Below are 14,776 nucleotides of genomic sequence, written 5' to 3' on the forward strand. Positions count from 1 at the left end.
GATGAACGTTCAACGTTCGATAATACTTATTACAACAGTATTATATGTTTTTATAATATTTTATATAATACTATCTTATTTAATTATCCCTTCTAAACCTGTTCGTCCTATATTAGATAATATATCTCAGCCAATATGCGTTGTAGAGATAAATCATAGGTATTTTTTACTAAACAAAAATGGTTATATTTTTAAAATATCTGATATTCCTATTTTAGGTTTTCCAAACATAGAATATAATGACTTCTTAAAATACAAAGATAAAATAAACAAATTGACTCTTGACGAATTAAATTATATATCTACTATAGATTTTAAAAATAAAATTATATATATAAATCCAGAATACAAAATATTTTATAACTCATGGGATGAAGTTGTAAATTATTTAAATCAAACATTAAAAAAACTTGAAAAATATGAACCGGGAAGTTATTATTTACTCTCTGGTGGTAGTTTAATCAGCATTTATTAGGAGGGATTAAAATGGCCAAAAAGGTAATTTATGCTATCGATATTGGAAATTACTATGTAAAAGGAATCGCAATTGAAGAAAATAGAGGTAATTTTCAGTTAATATCAAGTGCAATAGAACGTGCTGAAGGAATCGTCAAAGGACAAATACAGGATGTAAAATCATTAAGAAAAAAGATAGAAAATGTTATATACTCACTTGAAGGGGAAAATAGTAAAGCAAGAGAAATAGAAATAATAATTTCATATGCAACAAACGAATTAAAAATATCAAGAGAAAATTATACACTTGAATTCACAGAACCAAAAGAAATAACAGAAATGGATCTTGAAAAGATAAAAGCAAATATACAGCAAAAATATTCTGAATCCAATAAAGAAGTATTAGATATAAAATTTGTAGATTTCGAAGTTGACGAAAAAAGAGTTAAAAACCCTGTTGCATTTGTAGCAAATTACTCATTAAACTCAACAATAAATGTTGTATGGGTACCAGAAAACTCGTTTGCACCTATTAGAAATACAATAAAAAATCTAATCGAAGGAGAAATCCCTATATACGATTCGACACTTGCAGCAGCATATGGTGTAACCAATACATCAGATAGAAACTTAGGAGTTGGAATAATTGATTTAGGTCATTCAAAAGCACGTATGCTTTTATTCAAAGATGGAATACCAAAATTCTATCTTGACTTTGAAGTTGGTGTGGAATATGTATTAAAAGATATAATGCACGTATTAAAAACTTCTGAAAAAGAGGCTCTTAGGCTTTTAGAAGACCATGCTGTATGTCTTCAGGATACAAAAGCTGTTAAAAAGATTGATTATTTAAGCCTTGTTGGTGATCACTATGAATATACAACACAAAATCTTTTAAACAAAATTGTATTTGCAAGAGTAAGAGAAATCATAAACAAATTAAACAGCGATCTTGCAAAATTAGAGTATGAAAACACTGTTGAAATTGCTGGAGGATTACAGGCTGGAGTTGTTCATACAGGCGGAGGCGCAAGAATCAAAAACATAGAAAAAACAATATCCGATTTTATGGGATTGCAAACAAGATTGGGTATTGCAGTAAACAATTCATCCAATTTCTATATTGAAAATGCTGAAGAAATTTACAAAGATCCTCTTTTTGCACCACTTATTGGTACAATTAACCTATATTTTAGCGGTACAAATATTCCAAAATTATACATAGAAGAATCTGAAGAAAATATAATTGAAAATAATCCAAGAATTCAAGAAAAACAGGAAAAAAAGAGTGGATTCTTCGCAAAATTAGGTAGAATCCTGTTAGGGGGTAATGAAGATGCCATTTAATTTACCTATGCCAGATGAAAATAAAGAAATTTTCCATAAAAGACCTAAATATGTAATAAAAGTAATGGGGGTCGGCGGCGCTGGAAATAATGCCATAGAACGAATGGTTCGTCTTGGTGTAAAAGATGTTGACCTTATCGCAGCTAATACAGATGTTCAGGTCCTTGAAGCAAGCAGTGCAAAATTCAAACTTCAACTTGGTAAAGAACTTACCAGAGGACTTGGGGCTGGTGGAAATCCTGATAAAGGAGAAAAGGCTGCCGAAGAAAGTATTGATGAAATACGTGAAATGATTCAGGGAACTGACCTGTTATTTATCACTGCTGGCTTAGGTGGTGGAACAGGTACCGGTGCCTCTCCTGTAATTGCAAGAGTTGCAAGAGAATTAGGAATATTAACTGTTGCTGTAGTTACAATACCTTTCCACTTTGAAGGTTCTACAAAACAAAAAATCGCAAACAGAGGTTTAAACAAATTAAAACCATATGTAGACACATTAATAAAAATATCAAATGACAAATTACTTGAAGACAATGATGATATCCCAATTAGACAGGCATTTGCTAAAGCTGATGACATATTATACCAGGGTATCACAGGTATTTCAGACTTAATTACCAAAAAAGGTCTTGTTAATACAGACTTTGCTGACGTTGAATCAGTATTAAAAAGAAGAGGTTCAGCAATGCTTGGTATAGGTTGGGGTAAAGGAGACAATAGAGCAGAAGAAGCAGCTAAAAATGCTTTAAACTCTAAATTCCTTGAAAATTCTGTTCAAAATGCAACAGCAGCATTAGTTAATGTATCTGGTAAAAATCCTACATTAAAAGATTTAAAAATAGTAACTTCTATACTTCATTCTTACTCAACAGATGAAGTAAATTTAAAATACGGAATTACTGAAGTTGAAGATATGCAACCAGATGAATTAAAAGTAACTATTGTTGCAGCTGGCTACAACAAAATCATGAACGAATATGATGGTGAAAACATTTACGAAATACCTGCAGTATATAGGTTATTTGGAAACAATGTTGCAAATGAAGAACGAATAAAATTAGAAAAATATCTTGAAGCTCAGCAGGGAGATTATGAAGAGTAAACTGGAAAAACTTGCTATTGAACAATTATTTACAAATTCAACTGTGGATTTTTTCAAAAAAACTGAAGATACAAATTCCTCAAGATTATCTTCATTTGAAGATATAATGATGTATTTATTAAATAACAATATAAGTGATCTTCACTTTTCTTCTAAAAAATCATGTGTAACAATATATTATAGATATAATACTGAATTAATAAAATTATCAGAACTCGAAAAAGATGAATATAAGAAAATATTAACAAAAATACAGATAATGAGTAAAATAGACATAATAAATAATAGGGATCCAGCAGATGGGTCCTTTACTTTTTTGAATAATTATTTTAGAGTTTCATTGATAAACAATAATTACGGAACAAATTGTGTAATCAGGAAATTAAAAACAATAAATGACTTAACAATAGAAAATCTTAAATATCCTGAAGAATTCTTAAAAAGTATTGAGTCAATAAAATTACATAAAGATGGTTTAATTATTTTTTCAGGGCCAACAGGTAGCGGAAAAACAACCTCATTAGCCTTTATAATACTTCAACTTTTAAAAGAAAAAACTAAAAAAATAATAACTATCGAAAATCCCTTAGAATATATAATTCCCGGTGCAGAACAAATTGAAATAAAAAATGATTCTCAAAAAACTTCTATATTAAAAAATATATTACGTCATGATCCAGACATAATAATGACTGGAGAAATAAGAACAGATGAATTTGCAAAGCTAACTCTTGAATCAGCAATGACTGGACATTATGTATTTTCAACAATTCACGCAAATAATGTATTTAATGCAATTCAACGATTAGAATTATTAGGATTAAATAAATCATATCTTCTTGACACTTTAAAAATTATCTACAATCAGCGATTTGTAAAAATACTTTGTTCTTGTAATAAAAAAGGGTGCGAAACCTGTAAATACACTGGATACTCTGACATAATTCCTGTTTTCGAAATCCTTCACATAAATGAGTATACAAAACAAATGATTCTTTCTAACAAAATAGATGAAATTAAAAACTCCATTTTTTATATATCACCAGAAATTCAGCTAAATAGATTATTAATTCAGGGAAAAATAGATACAGAAGAATACAATCAATTCATCACTAGCATAGGGGGATGATATAATGGGTTATTATTCAAAAAGTCCTGAAGAATGGAAAAAATTAGATGAGGAAAAAGCAAAAAAAGATAAATTGCGTCAAATTCAAAAAAGAAGACAAAAAATAAACAATATGCTTATTATCTTTATTTCAATACTCGCAATAGCTTTTATATTCATTTCAAAAAAATATTTTCCTCGATATAATTTCGGATTTTATGTTTTAGTTGACAAAATTTCTTATTCAATATTTTCCTCAGACAAATACACATACCCTGATCCTTTAACAGTCTCTGTTTCTATGAACAATAGTACTACCTCACCAATAGATGTAAAAATAGATTCATTTAAGTTTATAATCTACAAAATAACAGGAGATTCAAGCGAAACATTCTATAAATTCGAATATCCAAAAATAATAAAATATCAATTATCGCCATATGAAACAAAAAAAATATTTGATCTAATGAATATAAACCCTCTTTCAAAAATTCCTGACGGTAAATACATAATATATTCCACATTTAATTCAAATGGAAAAGAAATAAAATTGCACAAAGAAATAGATTATATACATACAGTTAGATATAATGTCTATCTAAAAAAAGGCTTCTTCCTTGAAAATGAGTATCCTCAACTCATCATAGAGGCAAGAAACTATTCTGAAGAAACCAGACAATTTGAATTTAAAGGAACAATTCAAATATATACCAAAAAAAAGAAATTAATAAAAGAAATTCCTGTAGATTTTGGTTATTTAACATTAAAATCTCTTGAGAAAAAAGTAAATGATTTTAATATACCAAGAATAGAAAAGGGAACATATGATCTATATTTCGTTTCAAAACAATTTAATCAGGCTGTATATATTCCGTTCCCAATTACAGATAAAATTGAAACAAAATTAAAAAACATAAGTCTGTCAATGGATACTTATCTCTTTTATCCAGTAAATGAAAAATTTCAGGGAATATTTTATATCAATAACAAAGACCTCAAAAAAGAAAGATTTATTGAAATTACGGGATATTCGTTAAGACTCATTAATCTTGATAAAAACACAGTTGTATTCAACTATGAAAATTCCGACAAAAGGAGAATATACATAAATGCTGGTGGAAAGGCTATAGTATATTACCTCTCACCTTACGATCGTCCTGTAACTTTATCAATTCCAGGAAAATATCAATTAATTTATACTGTAAAAACAAATGAAAGTGTAATCGAAAGAAAAGTAACTGTATATGTTGGAATTAATCAAAATAAATAATTAAATTACATGGAATAAACTATTAATATGGGGGATGGTAAAATGCATTTAAAAAAAGAACGTTATTTTTTAGGAATTGGTATAATCCTTATGTTTATCAATGAATTAAATACCATAGGAATTATCCTTCAATTCATCGGTATTTATTTACTTAGCGAAAAAACAAATAACAAAAAAACATTTTATTATTTTGTAATATCACTATTTTTATTTTATTCTCTAATTAGTTTCTTTGTTCCACAAAGCATAATTATGATTTTCAAAAATTATCCAGGTCTTGCTAACAATTTTGATTCTCTATTCACCCTAAGATACTCTTTACTTGAAAGCATAAGAAATTATTTCTTTGTCATTTCTTTATCCTTTTTTATTTATCTAATCTCTTTAATATTAGAAAGAATAGCCTATAAAAATTTATATGATATAACTTTATCAAAAGAACTTTCCATAGCAATAAAATTAATATCAGTAGAAGCTGTCGTACTTACCTTTTCTTATCTATTATTGGCAAAATTTGTAATAGACGATGTAATTATTCTAAATTTATTAATTATATTATTTGTCTTAAACCTAACCTTAATTTTCCTAATAAAATTATTTGAAATTATTGGGTTTATAAACATTGAACAGTAAAAAATCCAGCCAGAAAATTGGTTGGATTTTTTATTAAGAATCTGGACATGCTGTATTTTTAGAAAAATTTGAAACATATTGTAATATAATAAAGGGCTTTTTACTACTATAGATTTTTGTAATTCAAATAATAAAAAACTTGATTCCTTAAAATTATTATATAAAAAATGACCGGAATATCTGTGGAACTTCTGGAGAATTAGTAATTTAACAAAAACTTGACAATAATTAGAAAAAGAGTTATAATATTAGTAGAAACTACGGGGGATGGAGATGTTAATTATGGTAAAAAGAATTAACAAAAAATCAATAGATTTTCTAAAATAAAGAGACCTTTATATGGTCTCTTTCTATTTTTTTACATTTTATTAATATATCAGGTGATAAATTAATATATTCAAATTTTTAAAAGAGGTGAGTAAATGAGATTAAAATTAGTTTTTAATTTAAAAGAAAATGCTTTCCCAAAAGATTATAGAAGAGTATTTATGAGTTTTATAAAAAAATCTCTACAAAGTTATGATGAAATGTTATATACAAAATACTATAAAAATCAAGATCCTATATTAAAAGATTATACATTTTCTGTTTATTTTGGAAAATGCAAATTTCTGGATTTTATCGAATTAGAAAATACAAACTTATCCCTTTTCTTTTCTACACCTTCATATACAACTGGAGCATATTTTTATAATGCTTTTATGAATATGAAATTTGAAGCTTTCCCTATAAAAGGAAATTCTTTAAAACTAACAAAAATTATAAAAATACCTGAAAAAGTGATACATAAAAATGAAGTCATAGTAAAAACATTATCTCCTATTTTAATTAGAGAACATACAAAAGAAACTGATAAATTTTATTATTTTGATGAAGATAAGGCTATTGATATTCTAAAAGAAAATATAAAATATCAATATACTAAACTATTTGATTACAAGATATCAGATTTTACAATAAAACCTCTAGACATTAAAAAAACTACAGTTTTGAATTATAATAAAAAAATAAAATCGAACCTAGGGATTTTTAAAATCAGTGGAGACACAAAATTATTAGGGTTCTTATACAAATCTGGTATTGGCAGTAAAAGAAGTTCTGGTTTTGGAATGGTAGAAATAATTTAGGGGTGATATATATGGAAGAAATAAAAAATAATTTTCTAATTTTTAGAACATCAGACTGGTTATATAACGCTGGTCTTGTTGGTTTAATAGAAATTTTAGGTCATGATAATGTTAGATATAGAACCAATGAAGAAAATGAGGATCTTGACTTTGATGAAGTTAAAATTTCAATAAATGCTTTTGAAAATTTTGAAGAAAAATTTTTTAATTATTTTATAGAAACATATACTAATTTACCATGGCATCAATTGGTTTCATATAAAGAAGCTGTTGAAACATTAAATGAAAAAAATGAATACAATATAAAAGATTTAGAATTATTAAATAAGATGATTGACTATTTCAAAAATAATCTTAAGAAAAATAGTTTTAAAAGCGTTTATCCACTAATTGAAGAAAAAGAAAATATAAAATTGGATATATTAAATGAAATAAAAAAGCTTAAAAAAATTAAAAAAGTTGAAAAAATAGAAGATATTAAAAATAACTTATTGATACTTGAAAATCTAATAAACTTTTTAAATCTAAAATCTTCAAAAAAATATATTGCCGCTAAAAATGCTATTTATACTTTAATAAGAAATGCCTGGGATGGCGTAAGCTTTTTAAATCCTCAAACAAAAGAAAAAGACGTATATATAGATTATAAAAAGCATTTTATAGATACATTTTTTAATTACATAAATATAGATGATGAAGAATTTAAAAAATATAAATATAAATGCTTCTCCTGTAATAGACCTATAAAAAGTCTTGAATATAATATGTCCTTTTTGAAGAATATAGGATTTGATGATGCAAGAAAACCTTCAAATGTATGGAATTTTGTTAATGATACATACATATGTCCAATCTGTAGATTAGTCTATTCATGTGTTCCTGCAGGATTTACATATGTATATGATAAAGGAATATTTATTAATCTAAATCATTCAATAGAAGAATTAGTAAGAATTAATAAAAAGATAAAAATGCAAGTCCTTAATGATCCACACAATAATTTAAACAATAGTTATTCCGAATTATTAAAGTCAATCTATGAAAATAAAAACAAAACTGCTTCGTATGAATATTCAGACATTCAAATAGTTAAATTAAAAAATGAAAAATACGAATTTAATATTCTATCGAAAAAAATTTTATCAGTTTTAAAAAATTCAGAAGAAGAACTGGATTTTCTAATTGCTCAGTTTTATTTTCCTTCCAATAATAAAAATTGGAATGAGAAAATATCCATATATGAAGAAGTTATATATAGAATATCAAATAATATCAGTTTGTATTCTTTGATAAACACTCTTTTAAGATTAAAAATCTCAAACGTAAACAACGGCTATTTTAACACTTTTACAATTAAACAATTAATAAAAATAAATTTAAATTATTTGAAAGAGGTGAAAAATATGGAATTTCCTGAAAATTTAGTTGGTAATGCAAATTATCAAGGTTACTTGTTAAAAAAAGAATATAACAGAAAAAATAGCGAACATAAACTTGGAGGTATCTCTTATAAATTATTAAATGCACTAAAAGTAAATAACAAAGATGGTTTTATGGATGTAATTTTAAATTGTTACTTATATGTAGATAAACCTGTTCCTAAAGTAATTATAGAAGCTTTAGAAAATGACGAAGTTTTCAAAACTGCAGGATATTCATTTGTAGCAGGATTAATAGGAGAATCAAATACGAAAGGAGAGGAATAATATGGAAAGAAAAGGATTAACTTTAACAATAGTTTTCGAAGCAGAAAGTGCAAATTATGGTGAAGGAATTGGAAATGTAACCTCATTAAAAAAACTATCTCGTGAAAATGGAATGTATACATATATTTCAAGACAGGCATTAAGATATAATATTGTAGAACAATTAGAAGAAGATTTGGCCCCAGTTGTTGCAGAAGGTAGCGGGGATAAGAAGGTAATTCAATTTCATCCTGATGCAACAATAGAAAAATATCCAGAAATAGATTTCTTTGGCTATATGAAAACAGAAAAGGGGAAAGGCAGTTTAACAAGAGATGCAAAGGTGAGATTATCCAATGCAATAGCATTAGAAGAATTTTATGGAGATCTTGATTTCTTAACAAACAAAGGATTAGCTGATAGATTAAATGAAAACATGAATATTGCTCAGTCAGAAATTCACAGAGCATATTATAGATATACTATAAATATTGATCTTGACGAGATAGGAATCGATCTTAATGATGAAATTAATTTACCTAATGAAGAAAAAGCAAGAAGAATTGAGAAATTATTGGATACAATAGCCTTTTTATATAGAGACATAAAAGGTAGAAGAGAAGATTTAAAACCTCTCTTTGCTATTGGTGGAGTATATAATATAAAAAATCCATTCTTTCAAAATTTGGTAGAGGTAAAAAACAACAAAATTAAGGTTGAACCTTTAGTTTCAATGCTTGAATATCCAGAAATAAAAGAAAACACATTATGTGGTGTAATCAATGGAAAATTTGATAATGAAAATGAAATAAAAGAAAAATTAAATGCCATTTCTATTCCTGAGTTATTCAAAACTCTAAAAGAAAGGGTTAGAAAATATTATGAAAGCAATTAAAATAAAAATAGAACAGGAAACAGCAAATTATAAAATTCCAACAAGTTTTGGATTGAGGGAGACATATCCTCTCCCTCCTTATTCAACAGTAATTGGAATGATTCATAAATTATGTGATTTTAAAGATTATAAAGAAATGAAATTAAGTATTGCAGGTAAATATAATTCTAAAACAAATGATTTATACACAAGATATGAATTCAAACCTGGTATGAAATTTGAAAAAGGACGACATCAACTAAAAATTGAAGAATATAATTACGGAATAACCAGAGGTATAGCAACAACAGAACTATTAGTGAATGTAGAATTATTAATACATATAGTTCCCAAAGATGAATCATTACTGGAAATAATTGAAAATGCTCTAAAATATCCACGAGAATATCCTTCACTCGGAAGGAGGGAAGATCTTGCAATAATAAGAGATGTAAAAATTATAGATTTTCATAAAAAAATTCTCGAAAAAAGCATAAGAAGTAATTATTCATATTATATACCTGAAGAATATATAAATACAATAAAATCTATCAATAAAGTATCTGGTATAAAATTCACAGGAACAAAATATACATTAAATAAAGATTATACACTGCAAAGTATTGGTAGTGGAAAAAACACTAAAATTTTTAGAAAATGGAATAAAATAAAAGTATTATACAATTCTAATATAAGCATTCTTAGAAACCATGAAGCATATATAGACGAAGATAATGATGTTTTATTTTTAGCTTAGGAGAGAAAATATGAAATTTCTTGCTAAATCTAACCCCGAAGAAACTATTCAAGAACATACTGATAACTTACTTTTTCAATTAAAACATTTAAAAAATATTTATAAACAAATCCCTATTAATTGGGATTTGCTTGAATATGTCTGTTTATATCATGACCTTGGAAAAATAAATGAAAATTTTCAGAATAAATTAAGATACCACAAAAGATATAATAAAGAAATTCCACATGCGCTATTAAGCCTTTTATTTATAGATCCTGATGAATTGTCAGAAAAATTTAGTGATGAAGAGATACAAATATTATATCAAGCAGTTGCATATCATCATGAAAGGAATTATGCAGATTACTCAAATGAAATCATTGAAAATCAATATGAGAGTTTAAAAAAACAACTTAAAAATTTCAAATATGAAAAAATCCCTAATTTACATCTAGTTGATTACATTGACGATTATTATTTTCAGCTAGGAGATAGAACTTATAAAGAAAATAGTAACTTTAAAAAATATGTTTTAATAAAAGGTTTGCTAAATAAATTGGATTACGCAGCAAGCGCTCACATTGATGTTGAATTGAAAAACGATTTTCTTATTGAAAACCTGGAAAAGATTGGATACCAATGGAATGAGCTTCAAAAGTTTATGATAAAAAATAGAGAAAAAAATGTTATAGCAATAGCTCAAACAGGAATGGGAAAAACAGAAGCTGGTTTATTATGGATAGGAAATAACAAAGGTTTTTATACTTTACCTTTAAAAATAGCGATAAATGCTATTTATGACAGAATAATAAAAAAAATATTAAAAAAAGAATATATTGAAAAAGTTGGGATTTTACACTCTGATACATATTCAGAATATTTAAAAAGAGAAGAAATACTTGAAGAGCTTGATTTGAATTATTATTACACCGCTACAAAGCAAATGTCTCTTGCTTTAACAATTACTACTCTTGATCAACTACTAGATATAGTATATTTATACAGAGGATTTGAAGCTAAACTAGCCACGTTATCATATTCAAAAATTGTATTTGATGAAGTTCAAATGTATTCAGCAGATTTGTTATCATATTTACTTCTTGGAATAAAACTAATAACCGATTTTGACGGAAAATTCTCAATACTTACAGCAACCTTACCAACATTTTTGATTGATTTTATGAAAAAAATGAAAATAAACTTCATAATACCTGAAAAACCTTTCATTAATGATAGAATTAGACACAGTGTAAAAGTAATAGATGAAGAAATAAACAGTGATTTCATATATAACATATACAATAAAAATCAAAAAGAAAGAATTCTTGTAATATGTAATACTGTAAAAAAAGTGCAGGAAATCTATAATAATTTAAAAGATTACGGAATAAATGAAATAAATTTACTTCATTCAAAATTTATAAAAAAAGACAGATTGAAAAAAGAAAAAGAAATAATTGAATTTGGAAATAATTATGCATCCAACGGAATATGGATAAGCACTCAAATAGTAGAAGCTTCTTTAGACGTGGATTTCGACATACTCATTACAGAACTATCTGATTTAAATAGTTTTTTTCAGCGTTTGGGGCGCGTATATAGACATCGTGATTGGGAAAAAGATGGTTATAATACTTATCTCTTTTTAGGTGGAGAAAAAAATAAAATCTCAGGTTTAAAAAGTTTTATTGATAAAGATATATTTAAATTATCAAAAGAAAAACTTAAAAATGTAGATGGTGTATTAACCGAAAAAGATAAAATTGAATTAATCAATTCAACATATACAGTAGAAAATTTAAAAGATACAGAATATTATAAAACCTTAGAAAAAATGATAGAGTATGTAAAAAGCTTCAATCCATATGAAGCTGAAAAAAAAGATATAAACAAAATATTCAGAAATATAGAAAATGTTATTGTGATACCAGAACCTGTATATCTCGAAAATAAAAATATAATAGAAACTCTTATATCAAAATATGATGATGTTAATTTAACTAAAAAAGAAAAATACAATGTAAAAATAAAAATAATGGAATATACATCCTCAATTTGGTTTAGAGAACTTAAAAAAATCGACGAATTAAAACTAAATAAATATGAAAAAATATATATTCACAAATGTGAGTATTCACCTGAAGTTGGAATTTATTATGAAAAAAGTGAAGAAATTGATGATGAAAATCAATTCTTTTGAGGCGATATTATGAAAAATATTTCCGGAATAGAATTTTATTATTATTTCATATGTAAGAGAAAACTCTGGTTTTATTCACATAAAATTCTGATGGAAGAAGAAAATGAGGATGTTCAAATTGGAAAAATTATTGAAGAAAATTATTATAAAAACAATACAAAAAACATTATGATTAACGATGAAATAAATATAGACCTTATAAAAAATAAAAAAATTCTTCACGAAATAAAAAAATCTCAAACATTTGAAGAAGCTTCAATATGGCAATTAAAATATTATATTTATTACTTAAGAAATTATGATATTGATATTTCAGAAGGAATTATAGATTATCCAAAACTTAGAAAAAGAATCAAAGTCAAGTTTTCAGAAGAAGATAAAACAAAAATAGAAGAAATAATAAAAAATATAATTCAAATAAAAGAAACGGATAAAATTCCTGACGTCGTCAATAAAAAATACTGTAAAAAATGTGCATATTATGAATTGTGTTATATTTAAGGTGATATAATGAAAAAATCCATATATATTTTCTCAAATGGAGAATTAAAAAGAAAAGATAATAGTTTAATTTTTATTACTAAAGAAAATAAATCATATATTCCTATAGAAAAAACATCTGAAATATATGTTTTTGGTGAATTAAATATCAACAGCAAATTATTAAATTTTTTATCTCAAAAAAATATTATTATGCATTTTTATAATTACTATGGATTTTATTCAGGAAGTTACTATCCAAAAGAGAAACAGGTATCAGGCTTTTTATTAATAAAACAGGTAGAACATTATTTAAATACTCAAAAAAGAGTTGAAATTGCCTCTGAATTAATCACTTCAGCAAGTTATAACATATATAGAAATCTAAGATATTACAATGAAAGAAATAAAAATTTAATTGAAGAAATTAAAAAAATAGAATCCTTAAGAAAAGAAATAAAAAAACAAACATCAATAAATTCATTAATGGGAATAGAAGGAAATATAAGAGAACATTATTATTCTTCATGGAAAAAAATAATTAATTATGAATTTACCAAAAGAGTAAAAAGACCACCTGATAATATTGTAAATACACTAATATCATTTATAAATTCACTTATATATACCACTACATTATCTGAAATTTACAGAACATATTTAAATCCAACAATTTCATATTTACATGAACCAGGAGAACGTAGATTTTCTCTAAGTTTAGACCTTTCAGAAATCTTTAAACCTATTCTTGTAGATAGAATGATATTTTCATTATTAAATAAAAAAATAATTTCTGAAAAAGATTTCAGTAAAGAATTAAATAATCTGTATTTAAAAAAAAGTGGGATGAAAAAAATTCTTCAAAAATACGATGAAAGGCTTAAAGAAACTATATATCATAAAACACTAAAAAAGAAAGTATCTTATCGGTATTTAATACGATTAGAAGCATATAAATTGGTAAAGCATTTATTAGGGGAAAAAGTTTATGAAGGTTTTAAACTATGGTGGTGATAAGATTGTATATTATTTTAGTATATGATATTAAATTCGATGAAGAAGGAAAAGGGCAAAAAATATTACCTAAAGTTTTTAAAATATGCAAGAAATATCTTTATCATATTCAAAATTCTGTTTTTGAAGGAGAGCTAACAAAAGCGGAAATTCTAAAATTAAAATCGGAACTAGAAAAAGTAATAAGAAAAGACGAAGATTCTATAATAATTTTCAAAAGTCGGCATGAACGTTGGCTTGAAAAAGATTTTTGGGGATTGAAAGAAGATAAAACATCAAACTTTTTGTGATTGTCGATGTTCAATATTGTAAAAATTATAAGGCAACGACAGGAATTGTAAGTCACTATTATAAATTATTCTAAAAACATATTACTTTATATAAAGAAATTTTTTCTTACTCTTTGATATTGCGACAATAAAAATATACTAAATTCTCTTATAAAACTCATTACAAATGGCGGTGTCTTTAATAATCCATATTGGAATGTAAATTTTTTTAAGCTTGTAAGTCATAATCTTCGCCTTTCTTGTCTTTAATAATCCATATTGGAATGTAAATGATTACGATACAGCTTTTGAAGAATTAACAAGATTAAGTCTTTAATAATCCATATTGGAATGTAAATCAATTAAATCGGGGTAATAAGAGTCTCTTAATTGAGTCTTTAATAATCCATATTGGAATGTAAATTCGGCATTGCAATACATCGAGAAAATAGAAGCACAGTCTTTAATAATC

14 protein-coding genes and 1 CRISPR repeat array (1 of these 15 only partly in view) are annotated in these 14,776 nt (G+C 25.6%); all 14 genes read left to right on the forward strand.

The features are described from left to right. Position 1 precedes the first annotated feature (1 nt). The 14 genes from XO10_RS01705 to cas2 all read left to right on the forward strand — a co-directional run bounded on the left by XO10_RS01705 (position 2) and on the right by cas2 (position 14,325). Positions 2 to 475, forward strand: coding sequence for a DUF4894 domain-containing protein (locus tag XO10_RS01705; RefSeq protein WP_175421050.1), 474 nt, complete (start codon positions 2 to 4; stop codon positions 473 to 475). 11 nt (positions 476 to 486) lie between these two features. Next, complete coding sequence (locus XO10_RS01710; RefSeq protein WP_014295791.1) at positions 487 to 1,803, forward strand: cell division protein FtsA; 1,317 nt, start codon at positions 487 to 489, stop codon at positions 1,801 to 1,803. Further along, entirely contained in the window at positions 1,793 to 2,905 is a 1,113-nt protein-coding gene (gene ftsZ / locus XO10_RS01715) for a cell division protein FtsZ (protein ID WP_014295792.1), read from the forward strand. The genes XO10_RS01710 and ftsZ overlap by 11 nt, the downstream gene beginning before the upstream one ends. Beyond that, positions 2,895 to 4,034 carry a GspE/PulE family protein gene (locus XO10_RS01720; protein WP_014295793.1) on the forward strand — a complete coding sequence of 380 codons (1,140 nt, stop codon included), beginning with the start codon at positions 2,895 to 2,897 and terminating at the stop codon, positions 4,032 to 4,034. Before ftsZ ends, XO10_RS01720 begins: the two co-directional genes overlap by 11 nt. A 4-nt stretch (positions 4,035 to 4,038) precedes the next feature. Then, entirely contained in the window at positions 4,039 to 5,283 is a 1,245-nt protein-coding gene (locus XO10_RS01725) for a hypothetical protein (RefSeq protein WP_175418073.1), read from the forward strand. A 42-nt stretch (positions 5,284 to 5,325) separates the two neighbouring features. Further along, positions 5,326 to 5,916 (forward strand): hypothetical protein, encoded by a 591-nt coding sequence (locus XO10_RS01730; RefSeq protein ID WP_014295795.1) that lies wholly within the window; start codon positions 5,326 to 5,328, stop codon positions 5,914 to 5,916. Between the two features lie 422 nt (positions 5,917 to 6,338). Next, positions 6,339 to 7,043: a CRISPR-associated endoribonuclease Cas6 gene (gene cas6 / locus XO10_RS01735; protein WP_075780184.1), complete on the forward strand. Its 705-nt coding sequence runs from the start codon at positions 6,339 to 6,341 to the stop codon at positions 7,041 to 7,043. Positions 7,044 to 7,054: 11 nt separating this feature from the next. Next, positions 7,055 to 8,749: a type I-B CRISPR-associated protein Cas8b1/Cst1 gene (gene cas8a1 / locus XO10_RS01740; protein ID WP_175421051.1), complete on the forward strand. Its 1,695-nt coding sequence runs from the start codon at positions 7,055 to 7,057 to the stop codon at positions 8,747 to 8,749. Position 8,750: 1 nt separating this feature from the next. Next, positions 8,751 to 9,623 carry a type I-B CRISPR-associated protein Cas7/Cst2/DevR gene (gene cas7i / locus XO10_RS01745; RefSeq protein WP_075780186.1) on the forward strand — a complete coding sequence of 291 codons (873 nt, stop codon included), beginning with the start codon at positions 8,751 to 8,753 and terminating at the stop codon, positions 9,621 to 9,623. Continuing rightward, positions 9,610 to 10,359 carry a type I-B CRISPR-associated protein Cas5b gene (gene cas5b / locus XO10_RS01750; RefSeq protein ID WP_075780187.1) on the forward strand — a complete coding sequence of 250 codons (750 nt, stop codon included), beginning with the start codon at positions 9,610 to 9,612 and terminating at the stop codon, positions 10,357 to 10,359. The genes cas7i and cas5b overlap by 14 nt, the downstream gene beginning before the upstream one ends. A gap of 10 nt (positions 10,360 to 10,369) precedes the next feature. After that, positions 10,370 to 12,541 (forward strand): CRISPR-associated helicase Cas3', encoded by a 2,172-nt coding sequence (cas3, locus tag XO10_RS01755; RefSeq protein WP_175421052.1) that lies wholly within the window; start codon positions 10,370 to 10,372, stop codon positions 12,539 to 12,541. A gap of 9 nt (positions 12,542 to 12,550) precedes the next feature. Next, positions 12,551 to 13,042, forward strand: coding sequence for a CRISPR-associated protein Cas4 (gene cas4, locus XO10_RS01760; protein ID WP_075780189.1), 492 nt, complete (start codon positions 12,551 to 12,553; stop codon positions 13,040 to 13,042). Positions 13,043 to 13,051: 9 nt separating this feature from the next. After that, complete coding sequence (cas1b, locus tag XO10_RS01765; protein ID WP_175421053.1) at positions 13,052 to 14,035, forward strand: type I-B CRISPR-associated endonuclease Cas1b; 984 nt, start codon at positions 13,052 to 13,054, stop codon at positions 14,033 to 14,035. A gap of 5 nt (positions 14,036 to 14,040) precedes the next feature. Continuing rightward, the gene (gene cas2, locus XO10_RS01770; RefSeq protein ID WP_075780190.1) at positions 14,041 to 14,325 is read left to right on the forward strand and encodes a CRISPR-associated endonuclease Cas2; all 285 of its coding nucleotides are present in this window, start codon (positions 14,041 to 14,043) and stop codon (positions 14,323 to 14,325) included. 174 nt (positions 14,326 to 14,499) lie between these two features. Next, positions 14,500 to 14,776: direct repeats of the CRISPR family, unit length 30 nt; unit sequence GTCTTTAATAATCCATATTGGAATGTAAAT (it continues 2,945 nt past the right edge of the window).

It is taken from the genome of Marinitoga sp. 1135 (assembly GCF_013363245.1).
Lineage (GTDB): Bacteria > Thermotogota > Thermotogae > Petrotogales > Petrotogaceae > Marinitoga > Marinitoga piezophila.